The following is an 18,757-nucleotide window of genomic DNA, read 5'->3' as shown; positions in this document are numbered from 1 at the left end:
AGGCGCGGTTAGGTTAAAGGCAATCCAACGCGGTGCGATCAGTCTGATCGCCGCGGCGGTGCGGCGCGGAAATGCCAGCCGTCGCCAGCCGCACGGGCCAGCACCCCGCCCTGTACCGCGCTCCGCCCCGCTTCCAGTGCCTCCAGCGTCGCCTCCACGTTCGACGCACTGCCGAACGGGGGCAGTACGATGCGAAGGCGCTGGCGCACGTCGGCAATGGCGCGGCGCAACAGGCGGCGGCGCAGCTCGCGCGGCAGGTGATCCACGTCGAACGGACGATCGCCGCCGTGCCAGCGCTCTTCCCACGCTATGTCCGACGCGCGCGCGACCACGTCCTCCGCCTCGGCGAGCCACGCCGCGGAGGCGGCGAGCGCGGCCGGATCGAGCGCGGGCACCTGCGCGAGCAGCGCGCGGGCGGCGGTGCGATCGTGCCGTGGATCCACATTCGCCGGGTCGTCGACGAAGGGCAGCCCGGCCACTTCCACCACCGCGCGCAGCTCTGCCCGGCGCCAGCCGAGCAACGGACGGAGCAGCGCGACGCCCATCTCGAAGCGCGCGGCGCGGATCGCCGACAGGCCGGCCAGGCCCGACGCGCGGTTTAGCCGCATCAGCAGCGTCTCCGCCTGGTCGTCGGCATGATGCGCGGTCAGCAGAGGGCGGTCCGGTCCCGCCCAGGCGGTCAGGGCGGTGTAGCGCGCCTCGCGCGCGTGTCGCTGGAGACTGGCGCCTGCGATCGGCGCGGCAGGACGCAGCGTCGCGTGCGGCACGGCGAGCCGGGCACAGGCGTCCGCCACCATCGACGCTTCCGCCGCCGACGCTTCACGCAGCTGATGGTCGAACGTCGCCGCCGCGATCCGGCCGGGAAAGGCGGCGTGCGCCAGCGCCAGCATCGCCATGCTGTCCGGCCCTCCGGAGACCGCGAGCGCAAAGGTCCTCGCTGCTGTCGGGGCAACGCCGTCGAAGGCGCGCGCGAACGTGTTCGCGACGTCGCTGCGGAAGCGATCCGTCATGGCGGGCTCGTCCCGGCGTCCACCGTCCCGCACACTCACGATCCGAGGCTCCTTCGGCACCGTGGATGCCGGGACTGCCCGGCATGACCAGATCCTCAGCTCACGAACATTTCGCCGACGTGCGCGCGCGTCCGACGCTGGTCTTCATCGCCGGCGTGATCTTGTCGCCGTAAACGTCGAGCAGCTCGCCGTAGACCTTGCAGGCGTCCGCCGGCTTGTCGAGCTTCAGCAGCGCACTGCCGAGATAGTAGAGGCTCTCCGGCGCCCGCTCGCCGTCCGGATACTTCTTGTAGTTCTCGTAGAAGGCGATCGACGCCAGGCTCGGCTTGTTATCGTCGAGATAGGTGCGCCCGAGCAAGTTCTGCGCGAAGGTGGCGCGGCGGTGTTTGGGATAGGTGGTCGCCACCTTCTTCAGCTGCGTCGCCGCGTCGGCGTAGCGCTTGGCCGCCCACAGCCGGTAGCCGTAGGTATATTCGTCCTCGGCGGCATCGCCGGTCGACGGCTTGACGATTCCCTCGCCTCCCGCCGTCAGCCCGGACGCGGTCTCCGGCGCGGCGGCCGGCTCGCTCGCTCCCGCCGGGCGCGGCGCGACGGGGACGGTGACCGAAGGCTCCGCCGCCGCCACGGGCGCGGCCCCGGAGGCCAGCTTCGCGTCGGTGGCGGTGCGATAGGCGGTGAACTGCTCCTCCAGCTGGCGGAGGCGGTATTGCGCCTGCTCGATCTGCCCGGTCATGCCGGCGATCTGCTGCTCCAGCGAGGCGACGCGTCCGGTCAGGTCCGCGATCGGCGTCGTCGCGGGCGTGCCGTCGGGCGTGGCGGGCGTCACGACGGGCGCGATCTCGGGCGCGACGGTCGCCCCTGCGCCGCCGGGGAACACCTTGCGCTGCACTGCGCGCATCTCGCTCTCCAGCTTGCCCACGCGCCCCTCCAGGCCCGATTGCGCCGCGGCCGGCAGCGCCAGCACCATCGCCGCGCCCGCGGCCAGCATCCACTTGGTCATCGTCTCTTCCACCCCGCACGATCGTGCGCAATTAGTCGCTTCCGCCTGACCCCACGATGTACCGGTCAGCGCGTTGCCCCGGTCGCTGCGCCGGAAGCCGCGGCAGTCGGAGATGTTGAGGGCGCGACCAGCGGTTGTGCCCGCGCCGGGCCGCGCGCGCGCAGCGCCTCCGGCGTCAGGCTGACGTCTTTGATCGCGCGGCGCCCGTCACCCAGCGCGGCGACCGCCTGTCCGTCGACGGTGATCGCCAGCTTGTCCGGCCGGCCGACGTTGATCTGCGGCGATTGGGCGCCCGCGGGGATCGCGAACCGCTCGCCCGGCTTCATCGTGCCCAGGTACAGCGTCTGGTCGGCGCCGTCGTAGATGCGCATCCACACCTCGTCCGTCGCGGTCAGCACCACCTGCCCCGCACTCGGCGTGGGCGACGGCGCGGCGGCGGGACGTGCGGCAGGGGCCGCGGCGGCCACCTCCTGCGTCGCCTGCGCGGGCCGCTCCGCGGTACCGCGGAACAGGCCCGTCGCGAAGTAGAGGCCGGCGAGTACCAGCACGGCCAGCGCCAGGCCCAGAGTCACCACCACCAGCCCGCGGGACGGCGCGCGCGCGGGATCGGCGATCTCCTCGATCCGGTGCTGACGCACGGGGCCGCTGCCGGCGGCGACCGCGGCACGGATGCCGTTGCCGATCTCGGCCTGGTCCAACCCCACCGCGCGGGCATAGGCGCGCGCGAAGCCCGACGCGTAGGTGGACGAAGGCAGCAGGTCGAGCCGGTCGTTCTCGATCGCCTCGAGAAAGCGCTGCGTCACGCGGGTGCGCTGCGCCAGGTCCGCCATCGACAGCCCCTGCGCCTCGCGCGCGGCGCGCAGGCGCTGGCCCACCGTCTGCGGCGCGCCCGCGCCGCTCGCGGGACCGCCGCCGCCATGCTCACCGTCGTCCATTCTCTTCTCCGCGCGCCCCGGTTCGGGGCTCGGTCTTTCAAAGCGCCGGGTTCGTGTCAACCGAACCGGCGCGCCGCCGGACGCAGCGTCATGCCAATTCGACGCCCTCGCTCGCCGCCCACGCCGCCAGCGCCCCGCGCATGTCGCGCGGCGGATCGGCGAGCAGCCGTTCGATGAAGGCGGTCAGCCGCCCGCGATTCAGCGTGCGCACCATCGCCTTGATCGGCCCCACGGCTGCGGGCGTGATCGACAGCCGGTCGATGCCGATACCGATCAGCGCCATCGCCTCCAGGGGACGTCCGCCCATCTCGCCGCACACCGCGACGGGAACGTCGGCCGCCCGCGCCGGCCCGGCCACCTGCATCAGGAAGCGCAGGATGGACGAGGAGAGCCAGTCGTAGCGCTCCGCCAGCTTCGGATTGGCGCGATCGGCGGCGAACAGGAACTGCGTCAGGTCGTTGGTGCCGACCGACAGGAACTGCACCTTGGGCAGCAGCAGGTCGAGCTGATAGGCGAGGCTCGGCACCTCCAGCATCGCGCCGTAGCGGATCTCGTTCGGCAGCCGCTTGCCGCGTCCCGCCAGCCACGCGCGCTGCGCCTCGAACAGCGCCTTCGCCTCGTCGAACTCCCACGCCTCGCTGACCATGGGGAACATCACGTTCAGCGTGCGTCCCGCCGCCGCCTCCAGCAGCGCGCGCGCCTGCGCCTTCATCAGCCCGTCGCGTTCCAGCGCCAGCCGAAGCGCACGCCACCCCATCGCCGGGTTCTCTTCCTCCGCATCGCTGTGGTCGAGGTACGGCAAGGCCTTGTCGCCACCGATATCGACCGTCCGGAACACGACGGGGCGCTCGCCGGCGGCGTCCAGCACCTCCCGGTACAGCCGCTGCTGGCGCTCGCGCTGCGGCAGCGTGGCGGAGACCAGGAACTGGAACTCGGTGCGGAACAGGCCGATCCCGTCGGCGCCGGTCAGGTCCAGCGCCGCCACATCGTCGCGCAGCCCGGCGTTCACCATGACGGTCACGCGGTGGCCGTCCTTCGTTTCCGGCGCCACGTCGCGCAATGCGGCATAGGCCGCCTTGCGTTTCTGCCGTGCGATCAGCTTGGCGTCGAAGGCCTCCTCCAGCGCGGTGGAGGGGCGGACGAGCACCGACCCTTCGGTCACGTCGAGCAGCAGCAGGTCGCCCTCGCCGATCAGCCGCCGCACGTCGCGCACGCGCCCCAGCACGGGCACGCCCATCGCGCGCGCGACGATGGTGACGTGCGCGGTCAGCGACCCTTCCTCGAGGATCACGCCCTTCAGCCGGCGGCGATCGTATTCCAGCAGCTCCGCCGGCCCCAGGTTGCGCGCGACCAGGATCGTGTCCTGCCGGAGGCCCATCTGCGCCGCGGTACCCATCTGCCCGCTGACGATGCGCAGGAGGCGGTTGGCCAGATCCTCCAGGTCGTGCATCCGGTCTGCCAGCAGCGGGTCGTCGATCTGGCGCATCCGCTGGCGCGTGCGCTGCTGCACCCGCTCGATCGCGGCTTCCGCCGTCAGCCCGCTGTCGATCGCCTCGTTGATGCGGCGCGACCATCCCTCGTCATAGGCGAACATCTTGTAGGTCTGGATGACCTCCTGATGCTCGTCGCCGACGCCGAACTCGGCCTCGCGCGCGATCCGGTCGATCTGCTCGCGCATCTTGTCGAAGGCGGCGTAGACGCGGTGCCGCTCCGCCTCGATGTCCTCCGCCACGGTATGCTCGATGACGATGCGCGGCTGGTGGAACACGGCGCAGCCCGCGGCCATGCCGTCGACCAGCTTCTGCCCGGGAATGCGGATCGTGCCCGTGGATTGCGGGCGGTCCTTGGGGCCTGCGGTGTCGATCAGCCCGGCATTGGCGATCAGTTCGGACAGCACCATCGCGACGGTCTGCAGTGCTTCGATCTCGACATCGGCGTATTTGCGCGGATCGGCGTGCTGGACGGCGAGGACGCCGACCGAGCGTTCTCGCCGGATGATCGGCACCCCGGCGAAGCTGTGGTAGCGGTCCTCGCCCGTTTCCGGCTTGTAGGCGAAGTCGGGATGACTCGCCGCCTCGTCCAGGTTCAGGATCTCGCCGTGCTCCGCGATGGTGCCGACCAGCCCTTCGCCCATTGCCAGCTTGGTGACGTGCACCGCCTCCGGCGCCAGGCCGCGGGTGGCGAACAGCTCCAGCACACCCTCCCGCAGCAGGTAGATCGAGCAGACTTCGCTATCCAGCGCCTCGCCGATGATCTCGACCACCGCGTTCAGCTTCGCCTGCGCCGGACGGCGCGCGGCCATCACGTCGTGCAGGTTGACCAGGATCTCGCGGGCGGAGGCGACGGCGGACAGGGGCATGGCACCGGGCTAACAGACGCGGGCGCGCGGTGCCACGTCGCAATTTCCGCAACGGGCGGAGGCAAGACTATTTGCGGCCGCGCTTGCCCTTGCGCGGCTTGGCCGGCGCGCGCGGGAACAACAGCGCGGCCATGCCGAACACGACCGCGCCCGCTCCCGCGGCGGCACCGACGATGCGCCCGACCGGCAGCGCGCGCGACGACGGCGATCCCAGCGGCGATCCCAGCCGCGATCCCGACGGCGATCGCGACGGCGACGGGGCCGGCACCTGCGGAGGCGCCGGCGCGATCGTCACCGGGGCGGGCGCGAGCGGCGTGGTCGCGGCGACGATCGCGGGCGGCACCGCATCCGGCATGGCGCCCGGCAGCGGCGGCGCGGCGGGCGGCTGGGGCGCGTGCGGAGCCTCCTGCAGCGGATAGGGCGACTGGTTTCCGGAAGGTACGGGGGGTTCGTGGCTCATCGATCATCCTCGTCGGGTGGAGCGCACAACGCCTTGGCACCGCCGACGTTGCGCCTCCCCGCGCCCTTGCAATTCGTTGCCGGGATGGCGAGACATTTCGAGCGATCTGAACGGAGTGGCTATGCGGGGTCAGGTGTTGGGCGTGGACGTGCGGACGGGCGCGGGGCTGGTGGCCGGCGACGACGGCGTGCGCTACACGTTCGGGCAGGAGGATTGGGCGCAGCGCGGCGAGCCGACGATCGGGCAGACGGTCGACTTCGAGATCGCCGACCGTCGCGCGCTGAACATTTTCCCGCTGCCGGTCGCCGCTCCGTCCGCCATCCCGGCCGCGCCGGTGGCCGGTCCCGCCGCGACGAACGACCGGAACAAGTACGTCGCCGCGCTGCTCGCCTTCTTCATCGGCACGCTCGGCATCCACCGCTTCTACCTCGGGCGCAACGGCTCGGCCGTGCTGATGCTGATCCTCAGCGTGACCCTGATCGGACTGGTGATCTCCGCGCCATGGGCCTTGATCGACGCGGTCCGCTACCTGATGATGTCCGACGACGAGTTCGCGCGGCGTTATTCGCGCTAGTCGAACAGCCCGTCCTGGCTGCCCGCCGGCGGGTTGAGGCCCAGGTGCTTCCATCCGCCCGCGTTCAGCACGCGCCCGCGCGCGGTGCGAGCGACTAGGCCGAGCTGGATCAGGAACGGCTCGATCACCTCCTCGATCGTGTCGCGCGGCTCGCTGAGCCCCGCCGCCAGGGTTTCCACGCCAACCGGCCCGCCACGGTAGATGTCGGCGATCATCGTGAGGTATCGGCGGTCCATCGCGTCGAGGCCGAGCGCGTCCACCTCCAGCCGGTTGAGCGCTCGGTCGGCGGCGGTTGCGTCCACCTCCAGCACCCCCGCCACGTTGGCGAAGTCGCGGACGCGGCGGAGCAGCCGCCCGGCAATGCGCGGCGTCCCGCGCGAGCGGCGCGCGATCTCCCGCGCGCCATCGGGCGCGACGTGAAGGTCGAGCAGCCCCGCGGCACGGGTGACGACGCGCTCCAGTTCCTCGACCGTGTAGAATTGCAGCCGCACCGGAATGCCGAAGCGGTCGCGCAGCGGCGTCGTCAGCAGTCCCTGCCGCGTCGTCGCGCCGACCAGCGTGAAGCGCGGCAGGTCGATCCGGACCGAGCGCGCCGACGGCCCCTCGCCGATCATCAGGTCGAGCGCGCGGTCCTCCATCGCCGGGTACAGCACCTCCTCCACCGCGGGCTGGAGCCGGTGGATCTCGTCGACGAACAGGACGTCGCCGTCCTCCAGATTGGTCAGCAGCGCGGCGAGATCGCCCGACTTGGCGATCACCGGGCCGGACGTGGCGCGGAAACCGACGCCCATCTCCCGCGCGACGATCTGCGCCAGCGTGGTCTTGCCGAGGCCCGGGGGGCCGAAGAACAGCACATGGTCCAGCGCGTCGCCGCGCGCCTTCGCCGCCTGGATGAAGACGCGCAGATTCTCGCGCGCGGCCTGCTGCCCGACGAAGTCGTCGAGCGACTTCGGCCGGAGCGCGGCGTCGACATCGTCCGCGCGGCGGGAGGCGGTGAGGAGGCGGTCGGTGTCGGTCATGGAAACGGCGCAACAGCGGTGGGCACGTCACGCGCATGGTGCAGCACGCGCAGAATGTCCACGGAGCCGCCCTCCGTTTCGTCGTAGATGCGATGCGATCGGTAGCTGAGCGCGCGCACCTCCCGCCCGAGATCCCCACGTGCGACGCCGATCAGCGGTCTTTCGCGAAGCGTGACGAAGACATCGTGCAGACCCCGGAGGTAAGCGCGCGCAACGGCGACGCCGAAACGAGCCTTGCTGAAGCTCATGATGTCACGAAGATCGTGTTGCGCGTCGCGGCTGATCCGCAACTCAGTCACGAAGGTCAGGATCCTCGGCGATGATGGCGGCGAGAACAGCCTCCGGCTCCGCTTCCACAAAGCCGGAGCGACGACCCTGCTCGATCATTCCCTTCGACCAGGCATGACCGACGGCCGCATCGTCCCGATCGCGTCGCACGAGATCGCGCAGATAGTCGGCGGCGTCGGCATGCGGTCCTTCTGCGACGCGGCGATCGACCCATTGCCGAAGGACGGGCGGAATCGAGATGGTCAGCTCGCTCATGCCCGCAACATAGTCGCTCACGCGCGTTCCGTCACCTTGGCCAGCGCCTGTTCAAGCCGCTGCCACAATGCGGCCACCGCCTCCACCCCCGCCGAGCCGCGTGGGGCGAAGGTGCCGAGCGGGGCGCGGCGCTCGGTCATCGCCTCGAACGCGCTCGCCATCGGGATGGCCGGCCAGCCGGCGTGCTGCGCCAGCGCCTCGCGGTGGATCGCGCGGCGGCGGTCGACCATGGAGAAGACGGGCGCCAGCATCACCTTGGGTCCCTTGCGGCGCGCCACGTGCGCGCTGATCGCGTCCAGCGCGCGGCGCGAGAGCGCGCTGGGGATTACCGGCACGACCACCAGGTCCGCCGCGCGCATGATCTGGTCCGAGGTGTCGGTCAGCCCGGGCGGGCAATCGATGACGAGGCGGTCGTAATCGCGGCCGAGCTCCTGCGCGAGGCGTGCGAGCCGCCGCTTCTTGTCGAGTTCGTGGAAGGCGAGGTCCAGTCCGCGAAGCGACGTGTCGGCGGGCAGCAGGTCGAGCCGCTCCACCGCGGTCGCGCGGATCAGCCGGCGCGGGTCCACCTCGCGCCGGATCGCCGCTTCAGCCTCGCGCCCGTCGCCGTCGTGGCCGAGGATCCAGGTGGCGGCGGCCTGCGCGTCGAGATCCCAGATCAGCGTCCGTCGCGCGGACAGCGTCGCCCCGGCCCAGGCGAGGTTGACGGCCAGCGTCGTCTTCCCCACCCCGCCCTTCAGGCTGTACACCGCGATCGTCCGCGCGCTCACCCGGCCGTTACCCCCGCCTTTGTCTGGCCGGTCCTAACCGGCGAAGCTTACGATCCGCACCACCGCCGCGGCTCATTTCGCCGCCTTGCGCAGCGCGAGCCGAACCAGCGCGTCCAGCGTCGCGCCCGGACCCAGTTCGTCCTCCGCCGCCTGCACCGCGGCCGCCGCCTCCGCCGGACGGAACCCCAGGTTGAGCAGTGCCGAGGCGGCGTCGGCACCCGCGCCCGTCGGCACGGCCTGTACGGCGGCGGCAGGGCCTAGCGCCATGCCGCCGACCTTGTCCTTCAGCTCGCGCACGATCCGCTCGGCCAGCTTCGGTCCGACGCCGTTCGCCCGCGCCACCATCGCCTTGTCCTGCGCCGACACCGCGCGAGACAGTTCCGCGGGCTCCAGCACCGACAGGATCGCCAGCGCCACCCGCGCGCCGACCCCCTGCACGCCGGTGAGCAGCCGGAACCAATCCCTCTCGGCCAGGCTGGCGAAGCCGACGAGGCGGATGAAGTCCTCGCCCACCAGCATCTCCGTGTGCAGCAGGCACGCCTCGCCGATCGCGCCCAGCCCCGCCAGCGTGCGCGACGAGGCGCCGACGAGATAGCCGACGCCGCCCACCTCGACGATCGCGTGGTCCGCGCCGGTCTCCGCCAGCACGCCCTTCAGGTGCGCGATCATGCCGTCACCCTCGCCCGCCGCGCCATGCCCGCGGCACTCGCGAGATGGTGCGCGTGGGTGATCGCCACCGCCAGCGCGTCGGCCGCGTCAGGCCCTGCCAGCTTCGCGCCGGGCAGCAGGACTGCCATCATCGCCTGGATCTGCCGCTTCTCCGCGCCGCCGGTGCCGACCACCGCCTTCTTGACGGTGGAGGGATGATACTCGCCCACCGCCAACCCCGCGTCCGCCGCGGCGAGCAGCACGACACCGCGCGCCTGCCCCAGCTTCAGCGTCGATTGCGCGTTGGTGTTGCCCAGCACCTCCTCCACCGCCGCGCTGTCCGGCCGCTCGGTATGGATCACCTGGGCCAGCGCGGCGCTCAGGTTCGACAGGCGGCGCGGCAACGGGGTGGAGGGATCGGTACGGATCTGCCCGTTCGCGACGTGGCTGAGGCGGTTGCCGTCCGCGCGAATCACGCCCCAGCCGGTCGTGCCGAGGCCGGGGTCGAGGCCCAGGATAATCACGAGGAAAGCCCCTCCTCTTCAGAGGAGGGGTTGGGGTGGAGCACGCCGCGCGATGGCCAACGCAACGGCAGCTTTTGCGCGCACGTCAGGATCATTTGAAGGACGCCGTCCAAATTCGTCATCACATCCACGTTATTGAACCGAAGCGTGACGATACCAGTTCGTTGAAGCAGATAATCGTCTGCCAAACGATCGTCATCGGCATCGTGGGTATGGCCGTCGATCTCGATACAGATTGCAATCGCGGGGCAGAAGAAGTCCAGGACGCGCCCCTCGACCGCGTGCTGACGACGAAACTTGAAGCCTCCCAGCTGCGAGTTCGACAGATGCCGCCAAAGTCGCAGCTCAGGCTCGGTCGGGTTGCGACGATTCTTGGCGGCCTTGCTCGTCATCAACCGATCTTCCCCACCCCAACCCCTCCCCTGAAGGGGAGGGACTTCGATTTTACGACAGCTTCTCCATCACGGCGTCGCTGACCTCGTAATTCCCCCACACCGTCTGCACGTCGTCGTCGTCGTCCAGCGCGTCGATCAGCTTGAACAGCGTCGCCGCGTCCTCTTCCGCCACGTCGACCATCGTCTGCGGGCGCCAGGCGAGCTTGGCGCCTTCCGCCTCGCCCAGCACCGGCTCGAGCGCCTTCGCGACCTCGTGCAGGTCGCCCTGGGCGGTCCACACCTCGTGCCCCTCCTCGGTGGAGCTCACATCCTCCGCCCCGGCTTCCAGCGCCGCCTCGAACACCTTTTCCGCGTCGCCCGCGGTGGCGGGATAGGTGATGAGGCCCATGCGGTCGAAGCCATGGCTCACCGATCCGCTCGCGCCCAGGTTGCCGCCGTTCTTGCTGACGGCGGTGCGCACGTTGGTCGCGGTGCGATTGCGGTTGTCGGTCAGCGCCTCGATGATGAGCGACACGCCGCCCGGGCCGAAGCCCTCGTAGCGGATCTCCTCGTAATTTTCCGTGTCGCCCCTCGACGCCTTGTCGATCGCGCGCTGGATATTGTCCTTGGGCATCGACTGCGCCTTGGCGGCATTCACCGCGGCGCGCAGGCGCGGGTTCATGTCGGGATCGGGCAGGCCCATCTTCGCCGCCACCGTGATCTCGCGCGAGAGCTTGGAGAACATGCCGGAGCGCTTCTTGTCCTGCGCGCCCTTGCGATGCATGATGTTCTTGAACTTGGAATGGCCTGCCATCGGTCTCTCGCGCTTTCGTTCGGGTTGGGCCTGTCGAAGCCCAGCCCTTCCTGCACCGGCGGATAGAAGAAAGTACGGCCGTTCGACAAGCTCAGGGCGACCGGGAAGCGGGGTTCGCCAGCGCATCGAGTTTCGCGTCGAGCGCGTCCAGCCGCTCCAGCACCATCGTGTCGAGCTTGTGGTGGAGCCGAAGGATGTCCAGCTCGGCGCGCAGGTTCGTCTCATAGTCGAGGCCGGCGGCGAGCCGGTCCTTCGCCGACTGCCGGTTCTGCGACATCATGATGACCGGCGCCTGGATTGCCGCCAGCGTGGACAGCATCAGGTTGAGGAAGATGTACGGATAGGGGTCGAACGCCAGGCCGAAGTGCTGGAGCACGTCGGAATTGAGCAGCATCCAGCCGACCAGCACCGCGGAAAAGGCGATGATGAAACCCCACGATCCGCCGATCGCGGCCACCCGGTCCGCCAGCCGGTCGCCGAACTCCGCTCGCTCGTCCGCCACGTCGGCGGCATCGCGGGCGAGCGGGCGGCCCATCTCGATGCCGGAGATGACGCGCCGCTCCTCCTCGTCCAGCATCGCCTCGGGCTTGCCCAGCAGCCGCTGCGCCCACTCGTCCGTCGTCCCGCCCATCCCGCCCCCCCCCGCCAGTGTTCCGGCCGACCTAGCGCGTCGCCGCGCGACGGGACAGCGGATCGCCGCGAATCGCTTGCCGCGCCACCCGCGCTTCGGCCACATGCGCGGCTTCACGATGACCGTCAGCGTAAACCTCGGCACCGATACGTCGGGCTCCTCCGTCACAATGGACCTGGAGGAGCTGCTGGCGACGCGCCTGCTCGTCCAGGGCAATTCGGGCTCGGGCAAGTCGCACCTGCTGCGCCGCCTGCTCGAGCGCTCCGCGGGGAAGGTTCAGCAGGTGGTGATCGATCCCGAGGGCGACTTCGTCACGCTCGGCCCCGCCTACGGCCACGTCATCGTCGAGGCGGGCGATTATGCGGTCGCGGAGATCGCGCGCATCGCCGCGCGGCTGCGCGAGCATCGCGCCAGCGTGGTGCTGAGCCTGGAGGGACTGGAGGCGGAGGGGCAGATGCGCTGCGCTGCGGCGTTCCTGTCCGCGCTGTTCGACGCCCCGCGGGAGCATTGGTACCCCGCGCTGGTCGTCGTCGACGAGGCGCAGCTGTTCGCGCCGACCACCGGTGGCGAGGTGGCCGAGGAGGTGCGGCGCGCGTCGCTGTCCGCGATGACCAACCTGATGTGCCGCGGGCGCAAGCGCGGTCTTGCCGGCGTCATCGCGACGCAGCGGCTGGCGAAGCTGGCGAAGAACGTCGCCGCGGAGGCGTCGAACTTCCTGATGGGGCGAACCTTCCTCGACATCGACATGGCGCGCGCCGCGGACCTGCTCGGCATGGAGCGGCGCCAGGCGGACGTGATACGGGACCTGCCACGCGGGCGCTTCCTGGCGCTCGGCCCCGCGGTGTCGCGCCGGCCGCTGACGGTGGCGATCGGCTCGGTGGAGACCTCCGCGCGATCCGGCAGCCCCAAGCTGGTGCCGCTGCCCAGCGCCCCGCCAGAGGACCTGGCCGACCTGATCTTCGCGCCCGAACCGCTGGCGCCGATGCTGCCGCTCGCCCCGCCGGAGCGGCGCGCGGTGCCCGCCGACGAGCTGGAGGCGACGATCGCCCGCCCCGCCCCGGCGCCCACGATCGCGCTACCGGAGAAGGATGCGGCGGAGCTGGACGCGATCGTCGGCCGCGTGCTGGCGGACATCGTCGCCGATCCGGACAATCTACAGCGGCAGGCGCCGGTACTCTACCAGGATTTCGGCGTCCGCTGTCGCATGGCCGGCGTGCCGCGGCCCCCGCTGGACCTGCCCGGCTTCACCCGCCGGCTGGCATGTGCGCGCGCCGGGATCGACGACGTCACCGAGGCGGAGTGGCAGCAGGCGCTGGCGATCGGCGGCACGCTGCCCGACGACATGCTCGGGCCGTTCCTGCTCGTCGCCCGCGCGGCGCGGGACGGCGCGCCCTGCCCGTCCGACGCGGCGATCGCGCAGACCTACGGCACCAGTTCGCTGGGACGCGCGCGGCGTCTGATCGGCTATATCGAGAGCCGCGAGCTGTTCGTGACGCGGGTGGACCTGGGCGGGCGGCGCTCCATCACCATCCCGCACCTGGGCTGGACCACCGCGCCGGCGGAGGCGGCGTAGCCCGGCGCGTCAGCCGGCGCTCACCGCGTCGCCTGACGCATGCTCTGTTCGATGGCGGCGGCGGGCCGGGAAAGCGCGTCGTATACAAGCGAGCCGCCGATGCCGGCCATCGTCAGCACGACGACCGCGGCGGTCAGATATTGGAAGGCGGAGGCGAAGGCGCGGCTGCGCTCCACGCGCCGCGCCATGCTCGCCTCGTGCTCGAGCCGGCTGTCGCTGCGCCGCTCCGGCGGGGCGGCGTCGTTCGCGGGGCGCGGGCGGGTGGCCTGGCGGGGTTCGCGGATCAGCGCCTGCACGCTGATCCGGTCCTGCGTGCGAATGCCGAAGAAGCGGTGCTTCATCCACTGCACGCGGCCGATGATGACGACCCCCCCGCGCCGGATCTCCACGTAGCTGCCCAGCGCGGGCGGGTCGTCGCAGCCGGCCATCAGCCCGCGCGACGACACGTTGTGGATGACGACGTCGGACCAGGCCCCGCCGACGCGCATGCGCGACGGGATGAGCACCGTGATCCGTTCCTCGCGAGCCCGGAAGCCCGCCTGTAGCAATGCCCGCATCCGGCCTTCCCGCGTCGTTGGCCTGTCACCTAGCCGCGGTTTAGCGAACAAGCCGTTAAGCCTGTCCGCGCCGGGCGTCAGATCATGCCCAGCGCTTCCATGTACGTCGTCAGGATGGCTTCTTCCTCCTGATATTCGTCCTTCTTCTTCTTGCGGATGGCCAGGATCTTGCGGATCGCCTTGGGATCGTAGCCGCGGCTCTTCGCCTCGCCCATCACGTCCTTGATGTCGTCCTGGATGCCCTTCTTCTCTTCCTCCAGCCGCTCAGCGCGCTCGATCAGCAGCCGCAGCTCGTCCGCCGCGACGCGCCCGCCGCCCATACCCTCTTCGCGATCGTCCGCCATCTCACATTCCCCCGAAACGAAAAGCGCCGCGTCCCCGCGCGACGAGGCGCGGGGGCGGCGCAAGGTTGACCCTGGTGGGTGCGGCGGCGCGTCTAGTCGAGCCGGCGCCGCCGCTCAACCCTCACCGGCCGCCGGCGTCGCCGGGCCGTTTCGCGATCGCGCCGCCATGCATCACGAAGTCGACGCGGGTGAGGCGCGTCACGTCCTCCAGCGGCGATCCGGCGACGGCGATGATGTCCGCCTTCTTGCCAGGTGCGATGGAGCCGATGTCGTCGCGGCCCAGCGCGTCGGCGGCGGCGACCGTGGCGGACGCGATCGCCTGCGCCGGCGTCATGCCGTCCTTCAGCAACTCGGCGAACTCGGTCGCATTGTCGCCGTGCTTCGACACGCCGGTGTCGGTGCCGAAGGCGAACTTCACGCCCGCGCGATACGCCTTGCGATGGCTCTCGCGCATCGACGCGGCGGCGGCTTCCGCCTTGGGGATGGTCGCGGGCGGCAGCGCGCCGCCCCGCGCCTGCGCCAGCGCGGCGAGCGGCGCGATCTCCGTCGGCACCAGATAGGCACCTTTCGCCTTGAACAGCCGGATCGTCTCGTCGTCGAGGAAGGTGGCGTGTTCCACCGTGTCCACGCCCGCCTCCAGCGCCGCGCGCGTCCCCTCGGTCGCGTGACTGTGCGCCGCCACCTTGCGACCGAAGCCATGCGCGGTCTCGACGATGGCGCGCATCTCCTCGGGCGTCATCGCGCGGCCGAGCCCGCCGGCGACGTTGGAAAGGACGCCCCCCGTCGCGGCGAACTTGATGACCTGCGCCCCCAGCCCGATCTGCGCGCGCACCGCGCGACGGCAATCGTCCGGACCGTCGCACGTGTTGACCTCGTGCGCGTGGACCGCGTCGGCCCAGCGCTCCGCCAGGCCGTTGCCGTCGTCGCCGTGGCCGCCGGTGATCGAGATCATCTCGCCCGCGTTGACGATCGTCGGCCCCTCCACGTCCCCGCGATCCACCGCGTCGCGCAGCGCGCGGATGCCGCGCGGGTTGCCGCCCAGATCGCGCACCGTGGTGAAGCCGGCGAGGAGCGTGGTGCGCGCGTTGACGATCGCCTGCATTTGCTCGTCCGCGTCGTCGCGGGTCAGCGCCAGCAGCCGGGCGCGCATCGGATCGCCGCCGATCCCCCACAGGTGGACGTGCAGGTCGGTGAGGCCCGGCAGCACGAACCGGTCCTTCAGGTCGACCACCGTCGCGCCCGCCTCCGGCGCGGCGAAGCCGTCGCGCACCTCGGCCACCTTGCCGTCGCGCACCACGATCGTGCTGGGCCCGCGCGGCGGCTGACCGGGCCGGTCGAGCAGCTGGCCGGCGTGGATGAAGGTGGTGGCCGGCGCCTGCGCCCCGGCGGGTGTCGCGAATGCCAAGGCCAGCATCGCCATCTTCGTCTTCATTCGTTGCCCCTCTTCGTCATGCCGCGCTCGTCCGGCATCCACCGTGCCGCGAGCCTTCCCGCATCGAGGATGCGGCGCCGTCGATGCCGGGACAAGCCCGGCATGACGCTTCAGGCGGCGTTCCTCGCCACGCTGTCCTTCATCCGCGCGAGTTGCTCCGCGGTCGCCACCTGCTGGTGGCGGTCCTTCCATTCGGCGTAGGTCATGCCGTAGATCGCCTCCCGCGCGGCGTCCTTCTCCATGCCCGCAGCCTCGCCGATCCAGTCGGACAGGCAATTGCGGCAGAAACCGGCCAGCCCCATCAGGTCCACGTTCTGCGCGTCGCTGCGGTGGCGCAGGTGCCGCACCAGGCGGCGGAAAGCGGCGGCGGCCGCGGCGTCATCGATCCGGTCGAGCGGGTCCATTTGCGTGATCCTCACGGTTGATCCGCGGTCGTTAGGGGTTAAGGGCAGGCCGCGCAAAGCAGGAAGCCCGATGACCGACAACACAATCGCACCCCGCTCGCGCAAGGTGCGCGTCCTCGCCACGCTCGGCCCGGCCAGCAACACGCCGGAGATGATCCGCACGCTGTTCCAGGCAGGCGCGGATGCCTTCCGCATCAACATGAGCCACGGCGATCAGGCATCGAAGGGCGAGATCGTGCAGGCGATCCGCGGAATGGAGAGGGAGTTCGGCCGCCCGACGACCATCCTGGCCGACCTGCAGGGCCCCAAGCTGCGCGTCGGGCGCTTCGCCGGCGGGCGGGTGGAGCTGACGCATGGCAGCACCTTCGTTCTCGACCAGGACGAGACGCCCGGCGACGCCACCCGCGTCCGCCTGCCCCATCGCGAGATCTTCGAGGCGATCGAGCCGGGCGCGCGGCTGCTGCTGGACGACGGCAAGCTGGTGCTGCGCGTGACCGAACACGATGCCGACCGGATCGAGACGCTGGTGGAGGTCGGCGGGCCGCTGTCCGACAACAAGGGGCTGAACGTGCCCGACGTGGTCGTGCCGATGGCGGCGCTGACGCAGAAGGACCGCTCCGACCTCGCCTTCGCGATCGACGCGGGGGTGGACTGGATCGCGCTGTCCTTCGTGCAGCGGCCCGAGGATCTGTGGGAGGCGCGCAAGCTGATCGGCGGCAAGGCCGCGCTGCTGGCGAAGATCGAGAAGCCCGCCGCGATCGAGCGGCTGGAGGAGATCGTGGAGGCGTGCGACGGCGTGATGGTGGCGCGCGGCGACCTGGGCGTGGAGCTGCCGCCACAATCGGTACCGCCGCTGCAGAAGCGTATCGTCGAGACCGCGCGCCGGATGGGCCGCCCCGTGGTGGTCGCGACGCAGATGCTGGAATCGATGATCCAGTCGCCCTCGCCCACCCGCGCGGAGGTGTCCGACGTCGCCACCGCGATCTACGACGGCGCCGACGCGATCATGCTGTCGGCGGAGAGCGCGGCGGGCGCGTGGCCGGTCGAATCGGTCGCGATGATGAACGCCATCGGCGACGCGGTGGAGCGCGACCCCGCGCACGGCGACCGCATCCACTTCACCGTCACCCGGCCCGACCCCACCACCGCCGACGCTTTGGCGGAGGCGGCGAAGAATATCGCCGCCACGGTCAGCGCCTCGGCGATCATCTGCTACACCTCGTCGGGCTCCACCGCGCGCCGCATCGCGCGCGAGCGGCCAGCGGTGCCGATCCTTGTCCTTACGCCGAAGCTGGAAACGGCGCGGCGGCTTGGCCTCCTTTGGGGGACCCACAACGTCCACACGCGCGACGTGGACGCGTTCGAGGAGATGGTGGCGAAGGCCAAGCGCATGGCACTGCGGCAGAACGTGGCGAAGGCCGGCGATGTGGTCGTCGTCATGGCGGGCGTGCCGTTCCGCACCCCCGGTTCCACCAACGTCCTTCACGTCGTGCGGATCGTCGGCGACGAGCTGAAGGGGTACAAGGGCCAGGCGGAAGGCTGAGGGCTTTGCGCCACATCCGTTCGCTCCGAGGGGCCGCCGAGCTTGTCGAAGCGGCACCTCGAAGAGCATGTGCTTCGAGACGAGGCTCGGACTACGGCACTTTGTGCCGGAGCCTGTCCTGAGCGACTGCCCTGGCAGGCAGTCGAAGGGCTCGGCCCCTCCTCAGCACGAACCGTCGTGCGCTGAACTGGGTCACCCACCCCCCGCGACGGGCGGCGACGTCTGCGAGTGCTGGACGACCTTCCACACCTCGTGCTCCAGCCGCCGATAGGTGGAGGTGCACCAGGCGACGTAGCGCTCGCCCTCCTTCTCGGCCTCGGCACGATAGCCGATGACGATCAGCCCCTCCTGCGGCCTCGCGATATGCCCGTCGGCGAAGGTGACCTTGGTCCAGCGCGGCGTGTCGCTGACCGCCGCGACCGCCGCCGCGCTCTCGAACACGAAGGGCTCAGTCGGCACCACCATCACGCAGCTCTCGTCGATCGACTCGCGGTAATGCGCCGCATCGCCGGTCCACAGGCTCTCCTCGAACGCCCAAACGCGATCGTCTTCCATGCTCCGGCTCCCTCGGTGGTGGAGCGGGACAAGTGCGCGATGGCCCCGTTCGTTCCGGCCGATGGGGACTTATCGTCGGGGGCGGAGCAGCCCCAGCGTCTCCAGCTCCCCGCGCAGGGTCGCCGCGTCCCGGAACAGGTGTGCGCGGATGCCCACCGCCTCGGCACCGGCCACGTTCGCCGCATTGTCGTCGACGAAGATCGTCTCTTCCGCCGCCACGCCGAAGCGGCGCAGCGCGAGCTGGAAGATCGCGGGATCGGGCTTCACCAGCCGCTCGTCGCCGGACACGACGATGTCGCGGAAGCGATCGAACAGCCGCGCCTCGCGCAGGCGGAAGGGCGCGAAGAACTCGCCGGAGAAATTGGTGATCGCGAACAGCGGCACGCCCGCGGCGTCCAGCTCCTCCACCAGCTCGGTCATGCCCGGGATCGGGCCGGGGATCTGCTCCCCGAAGCGCGGCCCCCACAGCCGGATCATGTCCGCATGGTCGGGATGGAGGGCGACCAGCTCCTCCGACGTCTCCGCGAACGGGCGGCCGGCATCGTGCTGGAAGTGCCACTCGCGAGTCGCGACGTCGCGTAGGAATGCGTCGAGCGCCCGTTCGTCATCGAACAGGCGCTCGTACAGGATCCGCGGATCCCAATCGTAGAGGACGTGCCCGACGTCGAAGATGACCGACGCGACGGGCACG

At 70.9% G+C, this 18,757-nt stretch carries 23 protein-coding genes; 3 read left to right on the top strand and 20 right to left on the bottom strand.

Annotated elements, in window-relative coordinates; all coding sequences use genetic code 11:
• Positions 1 to 38: 38 nt before the first annotated feature.
• The 5 genes from tilS to HBH26_RS10455 form a co-directional block, all read right to left on the bottom strand.
• Positions 39 to 1,010 (bottom strand): tRNA lysidine(34) synthetase TilS, encoded by a 972-nt coding sequence (gene tilS / locus HBH26_RS10475; RefSeq protein WP_168134537.1) that lies wholly within the window; start codon positions 1,008 to 1,010, stop codon positions 39 to 41.
• Positions 1,011 to 1,110: 100 nt separating this feature from the next.
• On the bottom strand, positions 1,111 to 2,010 hold the full coding sequence (locus HBH26_RS10470; RefSeq protein ID WP_168134536.1) for a tetratricopeptide repeat protein: 900 nt from the start codon (positions 2,008 to 2,010) through the stop codon (positions 1,111 to 1,113).
• Between the two features lie 65 nt (positions 2,011 to 2,075).
• Positions 2,076 to 2,945 (bottom strand): helix-turn-helix domain-containing protein, encoded by an 870-nt coding sequence (locus HBH26_RS10465; protein ID WP_168134535.1) that lies wholly within the window; start codon positions 2,943 to 2,945, stop codon positions 2,076 to 2,078.
• Between the two features lie 88 nt (positions 2,946 to 3,033).
• On the bottom strand, positions 3,034 to 5,304 hold the full coding sequence (gene ptsP, locus HBH26_RS10460) for a phosphoenolpyruvate--protein phosphotransferase (protein WP_168134534.1): 2,271 nt from the start codon (positions 5,302 to 5,304) through the stop codon (positions 3,034 to 3,036).
• A gap of 67 nt (positions 5,305 to 5,371) precedes the next feature.
• A complete protein-coding gene (locus tag HBH26_RS10455) occupies positions 5,372 to 5,764 on the bottom strand; it encodes a hypothetical protein (protein ID WP_168134533.1) in 393 nt (130 codons plus the stop codon).
• Positions 5,765 to 5,885: 121 nt separating this feature from the next.
• Here HBH26_RS10455 and HBH26_RS10450 point away from each other — a divergent pair, with 121 nt between their 5' ends.
• Positions 5,886 to 6,338: a TM2 domain-containing protein gene (locus HBH26_RS10450; RefSeq protein WP_168134532.1), complete on the top strand. Its 453-nt coding sequence runs from the start codon at positions 5,886 to 5,888 to the stop codon at positions 6,336 to 6,338.
• Here the strand turns inward: HBH26_RS10450 and ruvB are convergent.
• The 9 genes from ruvB to HBH26_RS10405 form a co-directional block, all read right to left on the bottom strand.
• Positions 6,335 to 7,357 (bottom strand): Holliday junction branch migration DNA helicase RuvB, encoded by a 1,023-nt coding sequence (gene ruvB, locus HBH26_RS10445; RefSeq protein ID WP_168134531.1) that lies wholly within the window; start codon positions 7,355 to 7,357, stop codon positions 6,335 to 6,337. The genes HBH26_RS10450 and ruvB overlap by 4 nt on opposite strands.
• A complete protein-coding gene (locus HBH26_RS10440; protein ID WP_168134530.1) occupies positions 7,354 to 7,656 on the bottom strand; it encodes a type II toxin-antitoxin system RelE/ParE family toxin in 303 nt (100 codons plus the stop codon). Before HBH26_RS10440 ends, ruvB begins: the two co-directional genes overlap by 4 nt.
• Positions 7,649 to 7,900, bottom strand: a complete 252-nt coding sequence (locus HBH26_RS10435) for a type II toxin-antitoxin system ParD family antitoxin (protein WP_168134529.1) — start codon at positions 7,898 to 7,900, stop codon at positions 7,649 to 7,651. The genes HBH26_RS10440 and HBH26_RS10435 overlap by 8 nt, the downstream gene beginning before the upstream one ends.
• A 17-nt stretch (positions 7,901 to 7,917) precedes the next feature.
• The gene (locus HBH26_RS10430; RefSeq protein ID WP_168134528.1) at positions 7,918 to 8,667 is read right to left on the bottom strand and encodes an AAA family ATPase; all 750 of its coding nucleotides are present in this window, start codon (positions 8,665 to 8,667) and stop codon (positions 7,918 to 7,920) included.
• Positions 8,668 to 8,739: 72 nt separating this feature from the next.
• Positions 8,740 to 9,336 (bottom strand): Holliday junction branch migration protein RuvA, encoded by a 597-nt coding sequence (ruvA, locus tag HBH26_RS10425; protein WP_168134527.1) that lies wholly within the window; start codon positions 9,334 to 9,336, stop codon positions 8,740 to 8,742.
• The gene (gene ruvC, locus HBH26_RS10420) at positions 9,333 to 9,839 is read right to left on the bottom strand and encodes a crossover junction endodeoxyribonuclease RuvC (protein ID WP_168134526.1); all 507 of its coding nucleotides are present in this window, start codon (positions 9,837 to 9,839) and stop codon (positions 9,333 to 9,335) included. Before ruvC ends, ruvA begins: the two co-directional genes overlap by 4 nt.
• A complete protein-coding gene (locus HBH26_RS10415; RefSeq protein WP_168134525.1) occupies positions 9,836 to 10,231 on the bottom strand; it encodes an endonuclease domain-containing protein in 396 nt (131 codons plus the stop codon). The genes ruvC and HBH26_RS10415 overlap by 4 nt, the downstream gene beginning before the upstream one ends.
• Before the next feature lie 52 nt (positions 10,232 to 10,283).
• Positions 10,284 to 11,027, bottom strand: coding sequence for a YebC/PmpR family DNA-binding transcriptional regulator (locus HBH26_RS10410; protein WP_168134524.1), 744 nt, complete (start codon positions 11,025 to 11,027; stop codon positions 10,284 to 10,286).
• 91 nt (positions 11,028 to 11,118) lie between these two features.
• Positions 11,119 to 11,658, bottom strand: coding sequence for a DUF1003 domain-containing protein (locus HBH26_RS10405; protein ID WP_168134523.1), 540 nt, complete (start codon positions 11,656 to 11,658; stop codon positions 11,119 to 11,121).
• A gap of 118 nt (positions 11,659 to 11,776) precedes the next feature.
• On the opposite strand from HBH26_RS10405, the gene HBH26_RS10400 reads away from it, so the two are divergent.
• Complete coding sequence (locus HBH26_RS10400) at positions 11,777 to 13,231, top strand: AAA family ATPase (RefSeq protein WP_168134522.1); 1,455 nt, start codon at positions 11,777 to 11,779, stop codon at positions 13,229 to 13,231.
• A 20-nt stretch (positions 13,232 to 13,251) separates the two neighbouring features.
• On the opposite strand, the gene HBH26_RS10395 is transcribed toward HBH26_RS10400, so the two are convergent.
• The 4 genes from HBH26_RS10395 to HBH26_RS10380 all read right to left on the bottom strand — a co-directional run bounded on the left by HBH26_RS10395 (position 13,252) and on the right by HBH26_RS10380 (position 15,968).
• Positions 13,252 to 13,719, bottom strand: coding sequence for a PilZ domain-containing protein (locus HBH26_RS10395; RefSeq protein ID WP_168134521.1), 468 nt, complete (start codon positions 13,717 to 13,719; stop codon positions 13,252 to 13,254).
• Between the two features lie 146 nt (positions 13,720 to 13,865).
• Positions 13,866 to 14,108: a DUF2312 domain-containing protein gene (locus HBH26_RS10390; RefSeq protein ID WP_209308485.1), complete on the bottom strand. Its 243-nt coding sequence runs from the start codon at positions 14,106 to 14,108 to the stop codon at positions 13,866 to 13,868.
• Between the two features lie 145 nt (positions 14,109 to 14,253).
• On the bottom strand, positions 14,254 to 15,564 hold the full coding sequence (locus HBH26_RS10385) for a metal-dependent hydrolase family protein (RefSeq protein ID WP_168134519.1): 1,311 nt from the start codon (positions 15,562 to 15,564) through the stop codon (positions 14,254 to 14,256).
• A 110-nt stretch (positions 15,565 to 15,674) separates the two neighbouring features.
• The gene (locus tag HBH26_RS10380) at positions 15,675 to 15,968 is read right to left on the bottom strand and encodes a DUF1244 domain-containing protein (RefSeq protein ID WP_168134629.1); all 294 of its coding nucleotides are present in this window, start codon (positions 15,966 to 15,968) and stop codon (positions 15,675 to 15,677) included.
• Between the two features lie 70 nt (positions 15,969 to 16,038).
• On the opposite strand from HBH26_RS10380, the gene pyk reads away from it, so the two are divergent.
• Complete coding sequence (gene pyk, locus HBH26_RS10375; protein WP_168134518.1) at positions 16,039 to 17,511, top strand: pyruvate kinase; 1,473 nt, start codon at positions 16,039 to 16,041, stop codon at positions 17,509 to 17,511.
• Between the two features lie 192 nt (positions 17,512 to 17,703).
• On the opposite strand, the gene HBH26_RS10370 is transcribed toward pyk, so the two are convergent.
• The gene (locus HBH26_RS10370) at positions 17,704 to 18,066 is read right to left on the bottom strand and encodes a DUF4440 domain-containing protein (RefSeq protein ID WP_168134517.1); all 363 of its coding nucleotides are present in this window, start codon (positions 18,064 to 18,066) and stop codon (positions 17,704 to 17,706) included.
• A gap of 69 nt (positions 18,067 to 18,135) precedes the next feature.
• The gene (locus tag HBH26_RS10365; RefSeq protein ID WP_168134516.1) at positions 18,136 to 18,756 is read right to left on the bottom strand and encodes an HAD-IA family hydrolase; all 621 of its coding nucleotides are present in this window, start codon (positions 18,754 to 18,756) and stop codon (positions 18,136 to 18,138) included.
• Position 18,757 lies beyond the last annotated feature (1 nt).

This window comes from Sphingomonas corticis, from assembly GCF_012035195.1.
Classification (GTDB): domain Bacteria; phylum Pseudomonadota; class Alphaproteobacteria; order Sphingomonadales; family Sphingomonadaceae; genus Sphingomonas; species Sphingomonas corticis.
Note: the sequence above shows the minus strand (reverse complement) of the source record. Positions and strands in the feature narration are given on the sequence as shown.

Bases quoted from the DNA above. Each gene is read 5' to 3' on its own strand.
- tilS (WP_168134537.1), bottom strand. From the start codon at position 1,010: ATGACGGATCGCTTCCGCAGCGACGTCGCGAACACGTTCGCGCGCGCC.
- HBH26_RS10470 (WP_168134536.1), bottom strand. From the start codon at position 2,010: ATGACCAAGTGGATGCTGGCCGCGGGCGCGGCGATGGTGCTGGCGCTG.
- HBH26_RS10465 (WP_168134535.1), bottom strand. From the start codon at position 2,945: ATGGACGACGGTGAGCATGGCGGCGGCGGTCCCGCGAGCGGCGCGGGC.
- ptsP (WP_168134534.1), bottom strand. From the start codon at position 5,304: ATGCCCCTGTCCGCCGTCGCCTCCGCCCGCGAGATCCTGGTCAACCTG.
- HBH26_RS10455 (WP_168134533.1), bottom strand. From the start codon at position 5,764: ATGAGCCACGAACCCCCCGTACCTTCCGGAAACCAGTCGCCCTATCCG.
- HBH26_RS10450 (WP_168134532.1), top strand. From the start codon at position 5,886: ATGCGGGGTCAGGTGTTGGGCGTGGACGTGCGGACGGGCGCGGGGCTG.
- ruvB (WP_168134531.1), bottom strand. From the start codon at position 7,357: ATGACCGACACCGACCGCCTCCTCACCGCCTCCCGCCGCGCGGACGAT.
- HBH26_RS10435 (WP_168134529.1), bottom strand. From the start codon at position 7,900: ATGAGCGAGCTGACCATCTCGATTCCGCCCGTCCTTCGGCAATGGGTC.
- ruvA (WP_168134527.1), bottom strand. From the start codon at position 9,336: ATGATCGCGCACCTGAAGGGCGTGCTGGCGGAGACCGGCGCGGACCAC.
- HBH26_RS10415 (WP_168134525.1), bottom strand. From the start codon at position 10,231: ATGACGAGCAAGGCCGCCAAGAATCGTCGCAACCCGACCGAGCCTGAG.
- HBH26_RS10410 (WP_168134524.1), bottom strand. From the start codon at position 11,027: ATGGCAGGCCATTCCAAGTTCAAGAACATCATGCATCGCAAGGGCGCG.
- HBH26_RS10405 (WP_168134523.1), bottom strand. From the start codon at position 11,658: ATGGGCGGGACGACGGACGAGTGGGCGCAGCGGCTGCTGGGCAAGCCC.
- HBH26_RS10400 (WP_168134522.1), top strand. From the start codon at position 11,777: ATGACCGTCAGCGTAAACCTCGGCACCGATACGTCGGGCTCCTCCGTC.
- HBH26_RS10395 (WP_168134521.1), bottom strand. From the start codon at position 13,719: ATGCGCGTCGGCGGGGCCTGGTCCGACGTCGTCATCCACAACGTGTCG.
- HBH26_RS10390 (WP_209308485.1), bottom strand. From the start codon at position 14,108: ATGGGCGGCGGGCGCGTCGCGGCGGACGAGCTGCGGCTGCTGATCGAG.
- HBH26_RS10385 (WP_168134519.1), bottom strand. From the start codon at position 15,564: ATGAAGACGAAGATGGCGATGCTGGCCTTGGCATTCGCGACACCCGCC.
- HBH26_RS10380 (WP_168134629.1), bottom strand. From the start codon at position 15,968: ATGGACCCGCTCGACCGGATCGATGACGCCGCGGCCGCCGCCGCTTTC.
- pyk (WP_168134518.1), top strand. From the start codon at position 16,039: ATGACCGACAACACAATCGCACCCCGCTCGCGCAAGGTGCGCGTCCTC.
- HBH26_RS10370 (WP_168134517.1), bottom strand. From the start codon at position 18,066: ATGGAAGACGATCGCGTTTGGGCGTTCGAGGAGAGCCTGTGGACCGGC.